This is a genomic window from uncultured Dokdonia sp. (genome assembly GCF_937910895.1).
In the GTDB taxonomy this organism is placed as follows: domain Bacteria; phylum Bacteroidota; class Bacteroidia; order Flavobacteriales; family Flavobacteriaceae; genus Dokdonia.
Map to the genome: position 1 here is coordinate 16,980 of NZ_CALEMI010000085.1, position 18,583 is coordinate 35,562.

The window sequence follows — 18,583 nt, forward strand, 5'->3', positions numbered from 1 at the left end:
GTGAAGCAATTTCCTTTTTATAAGCAAGCAGATTTTAAGGATTGCGGTCCCACCTGTTTAAAAATCATAGCAAAGCATTATGACAAGGTTATTCCTATCCAAAAATTAAGAACGTTAAGCGAAACTACCCGAGCAGGAAGTCACTTGATAGGTATAAGCGAAGCGGCAGAAAAAATAGGTTTCAGAACACTTGGTGTAAAAATAACCTTAGAAGACTTAAGAGATGCGCCGTTGCCTTGTATTCTTCATTGGAATAAAAATCACTATGTTGTATTATATAAAATCAAAAAGAACACGTTTTACATATCTGATCCCGCACATGGCTTATTAAAGTATAACAAAAAGGACTTTTTAAAGTCTTGGCTAGGGCTTAATGTCCCAGAAGATGCAGAAGAAGGAATTACGTTACTTATAGAACTTACACCTAGACTTTTTGAAAATGAATATGAAGACAAAGAAAAAAAAATAGGACTCTCTTTTATTTTAAGGTATCTAACACGTTACAAATCTTTTCTCTGGCAACTTATCCTAGGACTTGTAGGCGCTAGTATATTGCAATTTATTTTTCCATTTCTAACGCAGAGTATTGTAGATATAGGAATTAAAAATTCAGATATTCACTTTATCTATTTGATCCTCTTTGCTCAACTAGCACTTTTTTTAGGAAGAACAGCTATTGAAATTGTACGAAGTTGGATATTATTACATCTGAGTACACGAATAAATATTTCTTTGATTTCAGATTTCTTCATCAAGCTTATGAAGCTCCCTATTGCCTTTTTTGATGTTAGAATGACTGGAGATATCCTACAACGGATAGGAGATCATAGTCGTATAGAACGTATCCTGACCACCTCATCACTAAACGTATTATTCTCTGTACTTAATCTTTTTGTATTCAGTATTGTACTTGCCTACTACAACGTAAAGATTTTTACTGTTTTTATCTTAGGAAGTATATTATATTTTTTATGGATCACATTATTCCTCAAAAGACGCGCCGATCTGGATTACAAACAATTTTCGCAGGTAAGCCAGGAACAAAGTAAGGTCATAGAACTTATTAATGGCATGCAAGAGATTAAATTACATAACGCAGAAAAGCAGAAACGCTGGGGGTGGGAATTTATGCAAGCACGCCTGTTCAAATTATCTATCGAAGGTTTAGTATTGGAGCAATACCAAAATGTGGGTTCTGGTTTCATCAACGAACTTAAAAATATTTTAATTACCGTCTTATCAGCGACGTTAGTTATAGATGGCGAAATCACCATTGGAGTTATGCTTGCCATTTCATACATCGTAGGACAACTCAACTCTCCTATTAGTCAACTTATTTCGTTTGTAAGAGAAATTCAAGATGCAAAAATTGCCTTAGACCGTCTCTCTGAAATTCACGGTAAAGATGAGGAAGAAACAGGCACAGAAGAGCAAATTAATACAACTACCTACCCTACCAACTTTGATCTCAAAAATGTTTCTTTTAGATATGTTGGAGCTTCAAAAAATGTATTAGAGAATCTAAACATCTATATCCCTGAAAATAAAGTAACAGCCATAGTAGGTACTAGTGGTAGCGGAAAAACAACATTGATTAAATTACTTCTTAAATTTTATGAGCAACAAGAAGGAACGATAAAAACAGGAAATGTTGATTTAAAAAACATAAGTCCTAGTACTTGGAGAAGTCGTTGTGGTGTTGTGATGCAAGAAGGCTATATTTTTAATGATACTATTGCCAATAATATTGCCGTTGGAGAAGACTTTATAGATAAAGAGAAACTCATTAAAGCAGTTGAAATTGCAAATATAAAAGACTTTATAGAAACCCTTCCGCTATCATATAATACTAAAATAGGGAATGAAGGCGTAGGCATAAGCACAGGTCAGAAACAACGTTTACTCATTGCTAGAGCTGTGTATAAAAATCCTGAATTTATATTCTTTGATGAAGCCACAAGTGCCCTTGACGCTAATAATGAACGAGTGATCATTAAAAATCTTGAAGAGTTTTTTAAAGACAGAACCGTACTTATCGTAGCACATAGATTAAGTACCGTAAAAAGAGCAGATCAAATCATTGTCTTAGATAAAGGGCATATTACAGAAGTAGGAAATCACGATTCCTTAATCGAAAAAAAGGGAGACTATTACCATCTCGTAAAAAACCAGCTAGAACTTGGAAAGTAATGAATAATCCTATAGACAATATTAAACTTAGAAGTGAAGACGTTCAAGCAATTCTTACCAAAGTACCTCATTGGATGATCCGTTGGGGAAGCGGTACTTTCTTATGTATTATCATCCTATTATTAATATTGAGCTGGTTCATATCATATCCAGATATTGTCAATGCCAAAGCCATACTTACTACCGAAATCCCTCCTCAAAAAATCTATGCTCAAAACAGTGGCAAATTAGAAGCATTGCTAGTAAAAGATAATGATACTGTGCTAGAAGGACAGCTCTTAGGCATCATAGAAAACACGGCTGATTACAAAGATATCTACACACTCAAAACCATACTAGACACCATTACTTTTGAGAACAACAACGTCCTATTCCCTATCAACGAACTCCCTATTTTCTTTTTAGGGGATGTAGAAGATGCCTATACAACTTTTGAAAATCAGTATATCCTATATCATTTAAATAAGAAATTACATCCCTATTCGTACGAGGTCATTGCGAATGAAACTTCACTTTCTGAATCAAGAGCTCAGTTACTCAACTTGCAAGAACAGCAAAAACTAAAACAACTAGAACTCACTCTTAAAAGAAATGAGCTTTCGCGAAAAAAAACGCTGTATGAAAAAGGCGTTATTTCTTCTCAGGAATATGATAATGATCAATTAGAGTATTACAGAGTCGAAAGAGAAATGCAAACATTTACCAACACCATTTCTCAAACAAGGGCCTCTATAAGTAATGGCAGAAAGACATCCATTGGCACAAAAATAAATAGAGAAAAAGAAGAAATGTTGATGTATAAAAACGTAGTTCAAGCCTATAATAATCTACAAAAAAGTATCCGTTCTTGGGAACTACAATATGCACTAACTGCTGATATTGTAGGGAAAGTAACGCTTATGAAATATTGGAAAGCAAATCAAAACATCACACAAAATGATTTAGTGTTTACCATCATTCCTACAGAGGATATCCCATATATTGCAAAATTAACCACCCCACCTCAAAACGCAGGTAAAATTAGAGTAGGTCAGAAAATAAATATTAAACTATTTAACTATCCAGATATTGAATATGGCGTATTACAAGGGAATGTCCTTAAAATATCTCAAGTCCCTAATGAAGAAGGAAACTACCTGATAGACGCCAGCGTTCATAAGGATTTAATGACTTCGTATAATAAAAAACTCACATTCACTCAAGAAATGCCCGGAGAAGCGAGCATTATTACAGAAGATCTGAAACTACTAGATCGTTTCTTTTATAATTTCAAAGAAATAACAAAACGCCAGTAACTTCATTCCAAACAATACAAATCCAAAAAAACCTGACAGCTATGATATAACTTTCAGGTTTTTTAGGATTAAGTTGGCTCTTTTTCTAATCTACATTATCATGTAGAAAAGAATTATTACTACGTAACTGTATGTCTTCATTATCATCTGTAGATAAGGTGGTGCGAGATAAATTCCCTTCTTTTCCAGGTGTTTTTTCATCAAGATCAATCCCCATACGTTTATATGCGGGTTGCTTCTCTATTTCTTCAATACGCGATTGATTATGATGAAACTTATAATTAAATTCCTTCATCTTGCGTTTACGCTCTGCTGCGCGATCTACCAGAAGCTTTGAAATAGGGCTGTTCATAGGATCTATTTCATCTTCCTTCATGTCTTCAGATGTTGTCTCTTCTGGCGCTATCGTTTTTTTCTCAAAAACAATGGTTTCTTCTTCTACCTGTAAGTTCTCACTGTCATTTGAAGCTTTTGCCGATGAAAGAGATTCCTCTACTTCCATATAGTCTTCTAGACTATACCGCTTCTCTCCATCTGTAGAAAGTTCTGTAACTGGAATAATCTCTATCGGATCTTTAACTTCTATTTCTGCAAGCTCTTCATTCAATTCAAAAAGAACAGGAGCCTCTGTGACTTCTTCCTTTTTGACCGGCACTTTCTCTTCCTCTTCTTCATACATTGGAAGATCAAAAGACAACATCCCTGTCGTTTCCTCTTCTTTAACAGGAGCTACTTCTTGTATTTTCGCCTCCTCTTGGCGAACGGTGGTATCTATAATTTCAAAATCATCTTCAGAAATCGCAAGTACTTCTTCATATACCACATCAATATCTCGGATAAGATCTGTAGTAGGAATTATTTTAAAATCTGCTGCTTCTTTCTTAACCGCTATCGGAGGTTTTTCTTCAAAATCATTCAAATCCAATGTATGAACTATCTTTTTTGGCACTACCGGTTTTTCAACAACAGGAGGTGCTTCCTTAATAATAGCTTTTGGCATTAAATCCTGTTGTGCTTTTTGCTCTTCTTCTAGTGTATGAATGATTTTTTTAGACTCTACATTAACAATATCATCTTGTTGCTCTACATTAAATCCTGTAGCAATAATAGTCACAGAAATCGCGTCACCAAGAGACTCATCTTCACCAACACCCATGATAATATTTGCACTATTACCAGCTTCTGCTTGGATATGATCATTAATTTCTCCTATCTCATCAATCGTAATTTCATCACCTCCAGATACGATAAGAAGTAATACATTCTTAGCTCCCTTAATCTTATTATCATTCAATAACGGAGAGTCCAATGCTTTTGTAATTGCTTCAAAGGCACGGTTTGTACCACTTGCTGTAGAACTTCCCATGATGGCAGTTCCACTATTACTTAATACGGTTTTTGCATCCCGAAGGTCAATATTTTGTGTATAGTGATGTGTAATTACTTCGGCTATCCCACGAGAAGCGGTAGCAAGTACTTCATCGGCTTTACTGAATCCTGCTTTAAACCCGAGGTTTCCATACACCTCTCTTAACTTGTTATTATTGATAACAATCAGAGAATCTACCTGAGCTCGCAAACGATCTACACCTTGTTGTGCTTGTTCATTACGCATTTTACCTTCAAATTGGAAAGGAATAGTCACAATCCCTACGACCAGGACGTCCATTTCTCTTGCCATTTTTGCAATCACAGGTGCAGCTCCTGTACCAGTACCACCACCCATACCAGCAGTGATAAAAATCATTTTGGTATTGGTGCCAAGCATTTCCTTGATATCTTGCGCACTTTCAATGGCGGCTTGTTCTCCCACTTCAGGATTTGCTCCTGCGCCTAGTCCTTCTGTCAGCCCTACTCCCAATTGTATTTTAATAGGTACTGTACTGTTTTCTAATGCCTGTGCATCTGTATTGCAAATCACAAAATCCACCCCTTTGATTCCTTGCTGGAACATGTGATTAATTGCATTACTACCTCCTCCACCTACACCAATAACTTTTATCACGTTACTTTGGTTTTTAGGTAGATCAAATGTAATTCCATCAAATTCTGTCGTACTCATATTTTTGATTTTAGCCCCTTTTATTACTTTTCTGTTTCTGTGTCCGCTTTCGTACTTCGACTCTTGCTTAGCATCAACTTCTGTTTCTGCGTCCGCTTTCGCGAAAGCGTATATTTCTTTAATTATTTTACGTAACCTGTATTCTTCTGTAGTTCCTAACTACTCTGCATTATCCAAAAAATCTTTAAATTTTTCTGCCCAACGATCAAAAATGCTCTTCTTTGGCGCCGATGGAGTCTTCACTGTTGTCTCTCTAGGAGCAGCATCTCCATCCTCTATTCCTACATCTTCCTGAATATTTTCTAGTACTTCTTTCTCTTCACTGTTAAATAATCCTTGCTCAAGACTATTCATCACCAGTCCTACAGCGGTTGCAAACATAGGACTTGTGGTCTCAGAATCACTATCGCCTGCAAGGTGTTCATTCGGATATCCTATACGGGTATCCATCCCTGTAATATATTCTACCAATTGTTTGAGGTGTTTTAATTGAGAACCTCCTCCTGTCAAAACAATACCCGCAATCAGTTTTTTCTTTTGCTCCTCGTGACCATAATTTTTTATCTCTAAATATACTTGCTCAATAATTTCTACAACTCTTGCATGTATGATTTTAGATAAGTTTTTTAATGTAATCTCTTTTGGATCACGACCTCTAAGTCCTGGAATAGAAACAATCTCATTGTCTTTATTTTCTCCTGGCCACGCAGATCCAAACTTTATCTTCAAAAGCTCTGCTTGCTTTTCTATAATAGAGCATCCTTCTTTGATATCTTCTGTAATCACATTTCCTCCAAAAGGGATCACAGCCGTATGGCGTATAATGCCATCTTTAAAAATGGCGAGGTCTGTGGTACCACCTCCTATATCAATAAGTGCTACGCCAGCTTCTTTTTCTTCCTGACTTAATACCGCATCTGCAGACGCCAATGGCTCTAGTGTGATTCTATCTAAATTTAATCCTGCACTCTTTACACAACGCCCTATATTTCTAATGGATGCCACTTGCCCCACAACTACGTGAAAATTAGCTTCTACTCGTCCACCATACATCCCTATAGGTTCTTTAATCTCACTTTGCCCGTCTACTTTATATTCTTGTGGTAAGACGTGAATAATCTCCTCTCCTGGGAGCATTACCAATTTATGTACTTGATTACACAAGGCATCTATATCTGTGCTATCTATCACAGCATCTGCATTGGATCGTGTGATGTAATCACTGTGTTGCAAACTGCGTATATGTTGTCCTGCAATCCCTACAACAACATCTTTAATTTTGATCCCTGATACATTCTCTGCTTCTTGAACAGCTTGTTGTACAGATTGAATCGTTTGGGTAATATTATTGACAACCCCGCGATGTACGCCTAGACTTTTAGACTTCCCAATCCCTAGAATCTCAACTTTATTATATTCATTGTAACGACCTATCATAGCTACAATCTTAGTTGTACCTATATCTAGTCCTACTGCGATATTTTGCTGTTCCATAGTATTATCGTTTTGAGTTCTCACTATATTAAGTGGATACTCATGACTCCTTATCCTCTTTTGCAAACCACTTGATCAGTATACTTAAGATTAATAAGTTGATACGTATCCAATGTTTTGTCCTTTTGTGCTTTCTGGTAGAAAGCTTTATAATTTGTAAGCTTATGTTCTAAGCTTATTACCTCTCCTATCAAAATTTCATAATCCAATTTTCTAGGAATAAGGATATACTGATTCCCTCTTTGTTTATGAACGCCAATAATATGTTTATTCAAAAACACATCATTTTTTATATATAAGATTAATTGTGTTACTGTAGGGATGTCTTTTTTTTCAATCCCATTTACAATAGGTACTCTTGCCGAAAAATTCTTGGAGAGTGGCATTTCTTCTCCATCTTGATCTATATAAAATGACGTAGTACCATTCACACGAGCAATAGGCTTTCGCTGCTCAATAGCGACTCCCACTGTTCCTGCCATGGTTACATAAACATCTGCATTTTTGATAGTTGGATGCGATGTAACTCGCATCTCCATCTCATTCAAAGCTAATTTTTCTTTAGGCATACCCGTAACCTTGCCTTTACTTTGTATTAACAATTTATCAACGGTTTCTCTGGTTACAAAAGGAGTGCTTTCATCATCAAACTGAATAGCCACTTTATCGACCAATCTCACACTATTACGCTGTGATGCAAAGGCATATAAAAACACTGTCACCAACAGTAATCCAAAAAACCGTATGTAATTCCAGTTAATACGCATCTTTTAAAAATTGAGTTACTTTTTCTATTTCTACACCTATATCTCCAGCCCCCATCATTACCACCACCTTTTGGGGCGCTTTTTTTATGTTTGCAGCTAAAGCATCCTTTGTTATTAATCGTTTTTTATCGAGTTTTATTTTTTCTAACAACGCTTCACTTGTCACTCCTTGAATAGCTACTTCTCTTGCAGGATATATATCCAGTAAAAAGACTTCATCAAATTGTGAAAGTTGCATTGCAAAATCATCCATAAAATCTTGTGTTCTACTATACAAATGCGGCTGAAAAACTGCTAAAACGGGTGTATCCGGATACATTTCTGTAACACTTTGATATACCGCAGCGATTTCTGTAGGATGGTGTGCGTAATCATCTATAAGCACACGATCTTCTGTTTTTATACGATATGTAAAACGTCTATTCACACCAGAATAGCTTAATAAAGCTTTGGGAAGCAAGCTGGTCGGGGAACCATAAAGCATCGCCATACCCAAAGCTGTTATTGCATTAGACAAATTGTGTCTGCCAGGCAGGTTAAATTGCATTTGAGAAATCACCCCATCAGGGTGTTTAAAATCAAAATGGTACACACCATTTTCTACCGTTATATGCTGTGCGCTATATAAAGCATCATCTTCTATTCCTACCGTAAGCCCTTCTAAGGGTAATCCATTTTTGATAAATAAATTTTCTTTCGGAACAAGATTGCCAAATTCTTTAAATGTATTTTCTAGCGTAGTTGCATCTCCGTAAATATCCAAATGATCTGCATCCATCGAGGTGATACAACCGATATTTGGTTTCAGTTGTAAAAACGAACGATCAAATTCATCTGCCTCCACCACAATTACCTCATTTCCTTTTTGAATCAGATTGCTATTATAATTATTGGTGATTCCACCTATAAAAGCCGTCACTTTCGCACCCGTTTCTGCAAGTAAATGTCCTAAGATACTAGAGGTGGTTGTTTTTCCATGAGTACCTGCTACTGCCAGACTGTAATGTGCATTTGCGATCATACCAAGTACTTCGGCTCTTTTTTTAATGGTATATCCGCTTTCGCGAAAGCGTACCAATTCTCCAAAATCTTTGGTAACCGCAGGCGTATATACAACGAGCGTATCTGCAGGTTTAAAATTTGCATCTACCCGATCTCCCAGATCTTCAAAATGAACAGCAATCCCAGCCTTTTCAAGAGAACGGGTGACATCACTAGGCGTTTTGTCATAGCCCGAAACATGTTTTCCACTTTTGTGAAAATAGAATGCCAACGCACTCATCCCGATCCCTCCGATCCCGATGAAATAAAAATGCTGTATGTCTTTTAATGCGTTCATATATTTCTTTTCATTTCCGCGAAGGCGGAAATCTCATGCTATTCACTAGCTTTTGTATAGTTTATTAAATCCATATCGTTTTGGTCATAAAGCGTTACATCTCCTTTGTCACTTAACTCATAATACCAACCAAAAGGTTCTTTCTCTATGCTATAGATTTTTGGATTTGTCACCGATTGTATAAGTTTTTGAAGTCGGCTGCCTGATTTCTTATAAATAGCAGCGTCAGACATCTTTACAAACTCAAAAGTTCGATCACTTTTTTCATCTTTACTAGTTTCTATATACCAACTTCCTAAGATCTTTTCCTCTCTAAGCTGTCGTAGCTTTTTCTCATATTTTAACGCCACTTCTAATTGAGAAATCACAAATCCCCCCGTTGATTTATTGAGTCTCTCAACTAAATATGGATATCTTTCTTCTTGCTCAAAAACTGAATAATCATACAATACACCTACAATACTTTCCAATGGATAAGAAGGATAGCCTATTTGATCTACAACCCCTCCCATCTCTGCACATTTTACAATGACTGGCCAATAGGCAAGATTTGCATCCTTATTGTAATTATGACTTAACGTAAATACAGGGACAGGACCTTTCTGTAAATATGATTCTTTTCCTGGCACTTCAAAAAGAAGTGCTACACGAATCATATTACTTATAGAAATTGAATCATAAGTCGCTATATTGGTTTCATTTAATAAAACCTCTTGATCTATTCTTTCTAATTCTTTCCAATATGCATCAACTTCTTCTTGTGTTTTCAAGGTTGAGATTTCTTTACCATATCGATCAGCAAGACTAGGCGTACAACCCGCTAATGCTGTAAAACCCATCAAGAACAATATGTTATAGACTAATCTCATTCTCTATTTTCTACTTTTTATCTCACACTCTATTCGGCAACAACTTCTCCACTTCATCTACAATATGCTTGGTGGCATCGGGTAAGGCTAGTGTCTTAATAGTAGCACCTAATGCGTCTCTTCGCTCTTTATCTTGAATCAAACTTTCTAATTCAGTTTGAAACTTTTGATCTAATTCGCTCTGACGAATCAATACGGCTGCATTTTCTGAGGTAATCGCCAGTGCGTTTTTAGTTTGATGATCTTCGGCAACATTGGGCGACGGAATAAACACCGTGGCTTTCCCAACGATACATAGTTCAGAAACCGATCCTGCACCTGCTCTTGAAATGATAATATCTGCCGCAGCATACGCCAGATCCATCTGGTTGATATATGCCATTACTTTGACGTCCTCAGATGCTAAGTGTTTGTATTGCTCGTAGTATAACTTCCCTGTTTGCCAGAGCACTTGAATGTGATGCTTTGCAAAAAAATCAAGTTGTTTACTTACCAATTCATTAATTGCTCTAGCACCGAGACTTCCTCCAATAATCAAGATCACTTTTTTATCTGAAGACAATTGATATGTTGATAAAGCTTCTTCGCGCTTGTTTGCAATCGTTAATAAGTCTTTACGAACAGGATTTCCTGTTTTTATGATTTTTTCTTTTGGAAAGAAACGATCCATGGCATCATAGGCAACACAGATTTTCTGTACGCTTTTTGATAATAATTTATTGGTAATCCCTGCATACGAATTCTGTTCTTGAATCAACGCTGGAATTTTTCTACTGGTTGCTTTTTTTAGTAACGGACCACTCGCAAACCCTCCTGTTCCAATCACCACATCTGGCTGGAAACGCTTGAGAATTTGATTTGATTTCGTCAAGCTACTTAACAGTTTAAGAGGAAATTTAAGATTCTCTGGAGACAATGAACGCTGGATTCCAGAAATCCAAAGCCCTTCTATATCAAATCCTGCTTGTGGTACCTTTTCCATTTCCATACGATCTTTGGCACCTACAAAAAGAAACTCCGTATCTGGGTATCTTTTTTGAATTTCGCGCGCAATTGCAATGGCAGGATAAATATGTCCTCCTGTCCCACCGCCGGATAATATGACTTTATAAGGTCTCACTTAATATATCTAATGGATTTAATTCTTCTTCTTTTTCTGTGTTTACTTCCTGTACTTGATCACGTTTTGCACTCACGCTTAATACAATTCCTATAGCGAGACACGTCATCCATATTGAAGTTCCTCCACTACTGACTAAGGGAAGCGTTTGTCCAGTTACTGGAAATAATTCTACAGCAACTGCCATGTTAATAAGTGCTTGAAATACAATAGGCATTCCCACGCCTATCACTAATAGTTTTGCAAATATGGTTTCGGCTTTGTGCGCGATGACGGTGATCCTAAATAGTAGCAACAGATATAATAACATTAAAAACAAAGCGCCTATAAGACCAAATTCCTCCACAATAATTGCATATATAAAATCTGATGATGATTGTGGTAAGAAGTTTTTCTGTACGCTTTTACCAGGTCCAAGTCCAATAATCTGACCTGAGGCAATAGCTATTTTTGCTTTCTCAATTTGATAATCGGCATCGGCGTCTACTTCATCACTTGCAAAATTCTCCACTCTGCTGATCCATGTATCGACTCTATTTGGGAATACGCCTGGAAAGGCTTTTGCTATAAGCACAAAAAACAGGAGTGCTACAATTCCTGTAGCAATGATAATTCCTAAATATTTTAAAGGATATCCACCTAAAAACACTAGTGTAACAATCATTAAAAACATAATGGCGGTGGTCGAAAAGTTGGCTGGTAAAATCAATGCGAGTACAACACCCACAGGAAGCCATAATGGAACCAGCGTTTCTTTAAAAGTCACCGCTTTATCTTTGATTCTAGAAAGATACCTTGCCACATATACCATAAGCACTACAGCAGCAAGGGTCGAGGTTTGAAAACCAACACCCATAAATGGAATCTTAATCCATCTCGCTGCATTGGCGCCAGAAACAGTTGTTCCTTGAGCTAATGTTACAATTAATAATAAAATAACTAACGGTAAAAAGATGACTGAAAGCCCTTTAAAATAATGATAGGGTATTTTATGCACTCCATAAAGCATGGCAAAACCAAGTACAAGATGCATCCCATGTTTAATAAGGAATCGTATGGTATTTCCATCACCCCGTATGTAAGCAAGATTACTTGCAGCACTATACACTGGCAAAAAAGAAAACAAGGCAAGTAGAGCGACAATAGCCCAGATGGCTTTATCCCCTTTTAATCCTGCGAATATTTTTTTTGCGTTAGACATATCTTCTATTACATTTCCGCGTTCGCGGAAATCTCATTATTTATAACTTATTTAATCGTTACGGTATTTTCTTTACTCTATATTCTTTACTCTAGTTATCAAAACACTTTGACAGGCTTAGTTTGATCATTTTTTGCTTTCGCCAACCTGCCTACCGGTAGACAGGAGCGAAAAAACTAGCTACAGATTACGAACGGCATTTTTAAACTGACGTCCTCTATCTTCATAATTTTCAAACAAATCAAAACTTGCACATGCTGGTGACAACAACACATTATCTCCTTTTTCTGCCACCTTATAAGCGATTTTAACAGCTTCGGTCATGGATTGTGTTTCTACAATGATATCTACCATATTTCCAAAATGACTCATAAGCTTTGCGTTGTCTACACCTAAGCAAATAATTGCTTTTACCTTTTCATTTATCAAAGGATATAAATCCCGATAATCGTTTCCTTTATCCACGCCGCCAACAATCCAGACCGTAGGTGACGTCATACTATCAAGGGCATAAAATGTAGCATTTACATTGGTTGCCTTACTATCATTAATGTACCTCACATTCCCAATTTTTAGGACTTGTTCTAAGCGGTGTTCTACGCCTTGAAAACCTTCTAAACTTTCACGTATAGTGGCTTTTCTGATATTTAAAAGGTTAGCAACAGTAGATGCTGCCATGGCATTTTTGGTATTGTGTTGTCCTTTTAATGCTAATTTTTGGATGGTCATAGTAAAGTGGTTGTTATCTGTATGTATATGTATCTTATTGTCTTCTATATAGGCGCCTTGTTCAAATTTTTGATGCATTGAAAAAGGCATTAATTTTGATTTTACTGGATGCTTTTCTAACCAGTCTGTAATCACAGGATCATCTGCGTCGTAGATGAGATAATCATCTGGGGTTTGATTCATTGCAATTCGAAATTTAGAAGCGATATAGTTATCAAACTCATACTGGTACCGATCTAAATGATCTGGTGTAATATTGGTAATGATCGCTATATGCGGTGCAAAATCTACCACGCCATCTAACTGAAAACTACTGATTTCTAATACATAGATATCTTTAGATTGCTGCGCTACCATTTTTGCAAAACTGTCTCCTATATTTCCTGCAACTCCCACATTTTCTTTTGCTTGCTCAAGGATATACCCAAGTAGCGATGTGGTGGTTGTCTTTCCATTACTCCCCGTAATCCCAATGAGCATTGCATCTGTATATTTCGCTGCAAATTCTATCTCAGAAATCACAGGAATACCATGTGCTACGATGGTTTTTACAATAGGTGCTGTCTCTGGTATTCCAGGGCTTTTCATTACTACCGTTGCTTCTAATATGGAAGCTTCTGAGTGTCCGCTTTCTTCCCAAACAATGTCAAAATCTGTCAGCACTTTTTTATAGGTTTCCTTTATTTTCCCGAAGTCTGAAACTAAGACCTCGTATCCTTTTTGTTTTGCCAGAATCGCTGTGCCTACGCCACTTTCTCCTCCTCCTAATATTGCGATCTTCTTTGTATTCATATCATTTTTTATATGCTTTCGCGAAAGCGTATTTATCTAATTTTTAAGGTAACAATGGTTAGAATCGCGAGTAAAATCCCTACGATCCAAAACCGAGTGACAATCTTACTTTCATGGATTCCTTTTTTCTGGTAATGATGGTGTAATGGGGACATTAAAAAAATACGTTTCCCTGTTCCTGTCTTCTTTCTTGTATATTTAAAATAACTCACTTGCAACATCACAGAAAGTGTTTCCATAAAGAACACTCCACATAGGATAGGAATTAACCACTCTTTACGTGTTGCAATAGCAAGGACTGCGATAATCCCTCCTATGGTAAGACTCCCTGTATCTCCCATAAACACTTGAGCCGGGTAGGTGTTATACCATAAAAAGCCGACCAGTGCTCCTACAAAAGCTGTGATAAAAATTACCATCTCCCCACTGTTAGGGATATACATGACATTGAGATAATCACTAAAAATAATATTACCCGAAACCCATGCAAATATGCCCAAAGTCAATACGGCTATAGCACTTGTTCCTGCTGCGAGTCCGTCAATACCATCGGTTAAGTTGGCGCCATTAGAGACTGCAGTGATGATAAAAATGACGATAGGAATAAAAATAATCCAAGCATATTTTGCCCAGTTTGGATTGATCCAAGTGATTAGTTTTGAATAGTCGAGTTCGTTATTTTTTGCAAATGGAATCGTTGTTTTAAGGCTCTTCTCTTCTTTGGTGAATTTTTCAGCGCTTTGACCTGCTGAAATTTCAATTTGCTCAATACCTTGTTTTTCTACACGCTCTTCTTTAATGGTAATATCAGAATGAAAAAACATCGTTGTTCCTACAATAATCCCAAGACCTACCTGACCGATGACTTTATATTTGCCAGAAAGACCATCTTTATTTTTTTCCATCTTCTTTTTATAGTCATCTATAAAACCGATGACGCCCATCCAAAGCGTGGTCACTATTAATAAGATGATATAGATATTGTCCAATTTTGCAAATAACAATACGGGCAATAGCGTTGCAAAAATGATAATCAAACCACCCATCGTAGGGGTTCCTGCTTTTTCTGCTTGTCCTTCTAACCCTAAGTCACGTATGGTTTCTCCCATTTGTTGACGTTGTAAAAAACGAATGATTCGTTTTCCGTAAATCGTAGAGATGGCTAGTGACATTAATATGGCAACAGCAGCTCTAAACGTGATAAACTGGAACAATCCTGCTCCTGGCAGATTATAAGCTTCATCTAGATATTTGAATAGATAGTACAGCATTATTTTTCCAATTGTTTTAAGGTTTCTTCTACAATTTTATAATCATCAAAATCAAAGCGTTCTCCTTTGATTTCTTGATAGGTCTCATGCCCTTTTCCTGCGATGAGAATAATATCATGAGGATTTGCTAATTGACAAGCCGTTTTAATTGCCTGTTTTCTATCTGCAATGGATAGTGTTTTTTTATAGTTAAGTGGTTCTACACCTGCTTCTATTTCTTCAATAATCTTAGCAGGATCTTCACTACGAGGGTTATCACTTGTGAAAATAGCTTTGGTACTTAGTGCAGAAGCGATATGTCCCATCTTAGGACGCTTTGATTTATCTCGATCTCCTCCAGCGCCCACGACTGTAATCAATTGTTCGTTTTTAGTTCTGATATCGTTAATGGTTTCCAATACATTTTTTAAGGCGTCAGGTGTATGCGCATAATCTACGATAGCCGTGATATTTCCTTTAGAGATCAGATATTGAAAACGCCCACTCACACTTTCTAACTGACTCAGTAGTTGCAAGTTTTCTATAGGTTCTAAACCGAGTAATTCTCCAGTAGCATATATTGCCAATAAATTATAGGCATTAAAAGACCCAATTAAACGCACCCAAACTTCTTGATCCTTTATTTTAAGCAATAAACCAGAAAGCTCATTTTCTAAAATCTGTGCTTTAAAATCGGCAACGGTTTTTAAGGCATATGTCACTTTTTTTGCTTTGGTGTTTTGAACCATCACAGCACCGTTCTTGTCATCTATATTCACAAGTGCAAAAGCATCTTTGGGCAGTTTGTCAAAAAACTTTTTCTTTACATCTCTATATTCAGCAAATGTTTTGTGATAGTCTAAATGATCATGACTCAGATTGGTAAATATGCCTCCTGCAAATTGTAATCCTTCTGTTCGTTTTTGATGAATTCCGTGAGAACTCACTTCCATAAAGCAATATTCTACCCCAGCAGTATTCATCGTTGCTAGATATTTGTTGATTGTCAGTGAATCTGGTGTTGTGTGTGTTGCTTTAAATTCTTCTCCAGCAATCATCACTTTTACCGTAGAGAGTAAACCTACTTTATATCCTGCTTTTTCAAAAAGTTGATATAACAAAGACGCAATCGTTGTTTTTCCATTCGTTCCCGTGACGCCTACTAATTTTAAATTACGGGATGGATTTTCGTAATAATTAGCCGCCATTACCGCTAGCGCAGAAGCACTATCAGTTACTTTTACATAGGTAACTCCGTTTATGATTTGCTCAGGAATCTCTTCACAAATCACTGCAATCGCTCCTTTTTCTATCGCTTTTACAATATAATCATGACCATCACTTTGAGTGCCTTTAATAGCAATAAACACATCATTTAACTCCACAAGACGAGAGTCAAAATGAAGATTTGTGATAGCGACACCCGTGTTGCCAACAACAGTATCTAAGGGTACTTTATATAATATATCTTTAAGTAAGATCACAGTAATTCTAGTGTAATAGTTTGATTTTTGACTAATTTTTCTCCTGGTTTCAAGGATTGTGTACTCACTTTTCCGCTTCCGCGAAAGCGAACATTCAACCCTACGTTTTCTAATAGAGCAATGGCATCCATACCACTCATTCCCTTTACATTAGGAATGGTTTTAGGATTGCTATTTACCTTTTTGTAATATGCTTCATAATCACTCTCTATAGTCTTCGAATTTTCTTTTGCAAGGATTACCTCATCTACAATCGGAGTATCTTTATAAATCTTCTGTGCAATCTGCTGGAACACGGGAGCTGCTACTATATTTCCGTAGTATCCTATTGATTTTTCTGGTTTGTGAATGACCACAATGCAAGAATACTTAGGCTTGTCTGCTGGAAAATATCCTGCAAATGAAGAGATATATCGATCTGCTTCAATCCAATATTCTACTTGACACGTTCCTGTTTTTCCTGCCATTGAAAAGTCTGGGCTATATATATTTTTTGCCGTACCACGACGCACGGTATTTTCCATCATGGCTTTGACCGCATTTATGGTAGACTGTGATGCAATACGCGGATTGATCACTTCTTTTTCAAAAGTCTCTACCGTGACATCCCATTCTTTTACTTGTTTGATGAATCGAGGTTTTACCATTTCTCCATCATTGGCAATGGCATTATAGAAGGTCAGCGTTTGTAATGGCGTAAGTTCTACTCCGTATCCAAAAGCCATCCACGGTAATGTGGTACCATACCAATTCTTATCTCCTGGGTATGGAAATTTCGGTTCTCCCTCACCTTTAATTTCCAGACCCAACTTTTCATTAAGCCCCATGTTAAAGAGTCGGTCTACAAATCGCTTTGGATTTTTTGCATAGGGTTCATTAATCATTTTCGCGAAAGCGGTATTACTGCTTAACTCAAAAGCCTTCGCAACACTGATCTTCCCATATCCTCCCCATTTGGAATCGACGGCTGTACGGTCGTAAAATTTAATACGTCCATTTTCTGTATCGATGACTTGGCTGGTATCAATCACCTTGTCTTCTAGGGCTGCTACCATTGCCATCAACTTAAAAGTACTTCCAGGTTCATGCGACTCCCCTACGGCATAATTAAGGCGTTCATAATATTTTCCTTCTGATGTACGCCCCAAGTTAGAAATGGCTTTAATCTCACCAGTGGCAGTTTCCATCACCACCACACAACCGTGATCTGCTTTAAATTTTTCCAGACTTGTCAATAAGGCATTATGCGCGATGTCTTGAATATTTACATCGATGGTTGAAATTACATCATACCCATCACGAGGTTCTACGATATTACCTATACCAATAGGTTTCCATTCTCCTTTGGCTATTTTTTGTTTGAGACGGCGTCCTTCTTTTCCCCTTAAGTAGTGTCCATACGCACCTTCAAGACCTACACGGGTGTAATAGCCGCTATCATCTTTACGCTCATACCCAACGGTACGCTCTGCCATTTTATCTAAGGGATGTTCTCTTTCCGTATGTTCTTCTATAATAATACCCCCTTTAAACTGCCCTTTATTAAAGAGTGGTAATGACTTTATCTTTATATAATCACCATAACTAAGGTTGCGAGCCACAAATAGGTATCTATTTTTGGTGGCGCGTGCTTTACGAAGACGTTCTTGGTAATACGACTCTGATTTCCCTAAAAGGCCTGCCAATCCATTACTAAGACCCACTACATATTCATTAAAATCTGTATCTGATGGAGAAACAGCATCCCATCGTATATCATATTTAATCACCGATGTTGCTAGTAAACTTCCGTCTCCTGCATATAGATTTCCACGAGTTGCTGGAATCGTGACCATTTTTTCTGTAGCTGTGGTCGCCATCTCTCTGTATTTGGCTCCTTGAAAAAACTGAATAGCAATTAATTTGTACGTCACGAGAAGGGCGAAGATGAACATACATCCTGCCACAAAATACAATCGGTTTAATATGTTCTTCTCGTTGGTTGCCATGGG

Annotated in this window: 13 protein-coding genes; 2 read left to right on the forward strand and 11 right to left on the reverse strand. The window is 37.0% G+C overall.

Annotated features, from left to right (window positions below; all coding sequences use genetic code 11):
• Both Q0505_RS10315 and Q0505_RS10320 read left to right on the forward strand, forming a co-directional pair.
• On the forward strand, positions 1-2,190 hold the full coding sequence (locus Q0505_RS10315) for a peptidase domain-containing ABC transporter (RefSeq protein ID WP_299212461.1): 2,190 nt from the start codon (positions 1-3) through the stop codon (positions 2,188-2,190).
• Positions 2,190-3,485 carry an HlyD family efflux transporter periplasmic adaptor subunit gene (locus Q0505_RS10320; RefSeq protein WP_299212463.1) on the forward strand — a complete coding sequence of 432 codons (1,296 nt, stop codon included), beginning with the start codon at positions 2,190-2,192 and terminating at the stop codon, positions 3,483-3,485. Before Q0505_RS10315 ends, Q0505_RS10320 begins: the two co-directional genes overlap by 1 nt.
• 85 nt (positions 3,486-3,570) lie before the next feature.
• On the opposite strand, the gene ftsZ is transcribed toward Q0505_RS10320, so the two are convergent.
• From ftsZ to Q0505_RS10375, 11 genes are all read right to left on the reverse strand, one after another.
• The gene (gene ftsZ, locus Q0505_RS10325) at positions 3,571-5,547 is read right to left on the reverse strand and encodes a cell division protein FtsZ (RefSeq protein WP_299212465.1); all 1,977 of its coding nucleotides are present in this window, start codon (positions 5,545-5,547) and stop codon (positions 3,571-3,573) included.
• Between the two features lie 159 nt (positions 5,548-5,706).
• Complete coding sequence (gene ftsA, locus Q0505_RS10330; protein WP_299212467.1) at positions 5,707-7,041, reverse strand: cell division protein FtsA; 1,335 nt, start codon at positions 7,039-7,041, stop codon at positions 5,707-5,709.
• Positions 7,042-7,091: 50 nt separating this feature from the next.
• Positions 7,092-7,808: a hypothetical protein gene (locus Q0505_RS10335; RefSeq protein ID WP_299212469.1), complete on the reverse strand. Its 717-nt coding sequence runs from the start codon at positions 7,806-7,808 to the stop codon at positions 7,092-7,094.
• On the reverse strand, positions 7,798-9,147 hold the full coding sequence (murC, locus tag Q0505_RS10340) for a UDP-N-acetylmuramate--L-alanine ligase (RefSeq protein ID WP_299212471.1): 1,350 nt from the start codon (positions 9,145-9,147) through the stop codon (positions 7,798-7,800). The genes Q0505_RS10335 and murC overlap by 11 nt, the downstream gene beginning before the upstream one ends.
• A gap of 38 nt (positions 9,148-9,185) precedes the next feature.
• Positions 9,186-10,016 (reverse strand): hypothetical protein, encoded by an 831-nt coding sequence (locus Q0505_RS10345; RefSeq protein WP_299212473.1) that lies wholly within the window; start codon positions 10,014-10,016, stop codon positions 9,186-9,188.
• 22 nt (positions 10,017-10,038) lie between these two features.
• On the reverse strand, positions 10,039-11,136 hold the full coding sequence (gene murG / locus Q0505_RS10350) for an undecaprenyldiphospho-muramoylpentapeptide beta-N-acetylglucosaminyltransferase (RefSeq protein WP_299212475.1): 1,098 nt from the start codon (positions 11,134-11,136) through the stop codon (positions 10,039-10,041).
• A complete protein-coding gene (locus Q0505_RS10355; RefSeq protein WP_299212477.1) occupies positions 11,123-12,337 on the reverse strand; it encodes an FtsW/RodA/SpoVE family cell cycle protein in 1,215 nt (404 codons plus the stop codon). Before Q0505_RS10355 ends, murG begins: the two co-directional genes overlap by 14 nt.
• Before the next feature lie 180 nt (positions 12,338-12,517).
• Complete coding sequence (murD, locus tag Q0505_RS10360) at positions 12,518-13,858, reverse strand: UDP-N-acetylmuramoyl-L-alanine--D-glutamate ligase (protein ID WP_299212479.1); 1,341 nt, start codon at positions 13,856-13,858, stop codon at positions 12,518-12,520.
• A gap of 32 nt (positions 13,859-13,890) precedes the next feature.
• Complete coding sequence (mraY, locus tag Q0505_RS10365; RefSeq protein ID WP_299212481.1) at positions 13,891-15,129, reverse strand: phospho-N-acetylmuramoyl-pentapeptide-transferase; 1,239 nt, start codon at positions 15,127-15,129, stop codon at positions 13,891-13,893.
• A complete protein-coding gene (locus Q0505_RS10370; RefSeq protein WP_299212483.1) occupies positions 15,129-16,592 on the reverse strand; it encodes a UDP-N-acetylmuramoyl-L-alanyl-D-glutamate--2,6-diaminopimelate ligase in 1,464 nt (487 codons plus the stop codon). Before Q0505_RS10370 ends, mraY begins: the two co-directional genes overlap by 1 nt.
• A complete protein-coding gene (locus tag Q0505_RS10375; protein WP_299212485.1) occupies positions 16,589-18,580 on the reverse strand; it encodes a penicillin-binding protein in 1,992 nt (663 codons plus the stop codon). The genes Q0505_RS10370 and Q0505_RS10375 overlap by 4 nt, the downstream gene beginning before the upstream one ends.
• Between the last annotated feature and the right edge of the window lie 3 nt (positions 18,581-18,583).

Excerpts from the sequence above, each read along its gene's own strand:
- Q0505_RS10320 (WP_299212463.1), top strand. The coding sequence starts at position 2,190 with ATGAATAATCCTATAGACAATATTAAACTTAGAAGTGAAGACGTTCAA.
- ftsZ (WP_299212465.1), bottom strand. The coding sequence starts at position 5,547 with ATGAGTACGACAGAATTTGATGGAATTACATTTGATCTACCTAAAAAC.
- ftsA (WP_299212467.1), bottom strand. The coding sequence starts at position 7,041 with ATGGAACAGCAAAATATCGCAGTAGGACTAGATATAGGTACAACTAAG.
- Q0505_RS10335 (WP_299212469.1), bottom strand. The coding sequence starts at position 7,808 with ATGCGTATTAACTGGAATTACATACGGTTTTTTGGATTACTGTTGGTG.
- murC (WP_299212471.1), bottom strand. The coding sequence starts at position 9,147 with ATGAACGCATTAAAAGACATACAGCATTTTTATTTCATCGGGATCGGA.
- Q0505_RS10345 (WP_299212473.1), bottom strand. The coding sequence starts at position 10,016 with ATGAGATTAGTCTATAACATATTGTTCTTGATGGGTTTTACAGCATTA.
- Q0505_RS10355 (WP_299212477.1), bottom strand. The coding sequence starts at position 12,337 with ATGTCTAACGCAAAAAAAATATTCGCAGGATTAAAAGGGGATAAAGCC.
- murD (WP_299212479.1), bottom strand. The coding sequence starts at position 13,858 with ATGAATACAAAGAAGATCGCAATATTAGGAGGAGGAGAAAGTGGCGTA.
- mraY (WP_299212481.1), bottom strand. The coding sequence starts at position 15,129 with ATGCTGTACTATCTATTCAAATATCTAGATGAAGCTTATAATCTGCCA.
- Q0505_RS10375 (WP_299212485.1), bottom strand. The coding sequence starts at position 18,580 with ATGGCAACCAACGAGAAGAACATATTAAACCGATTGTATTTTGTGGCA.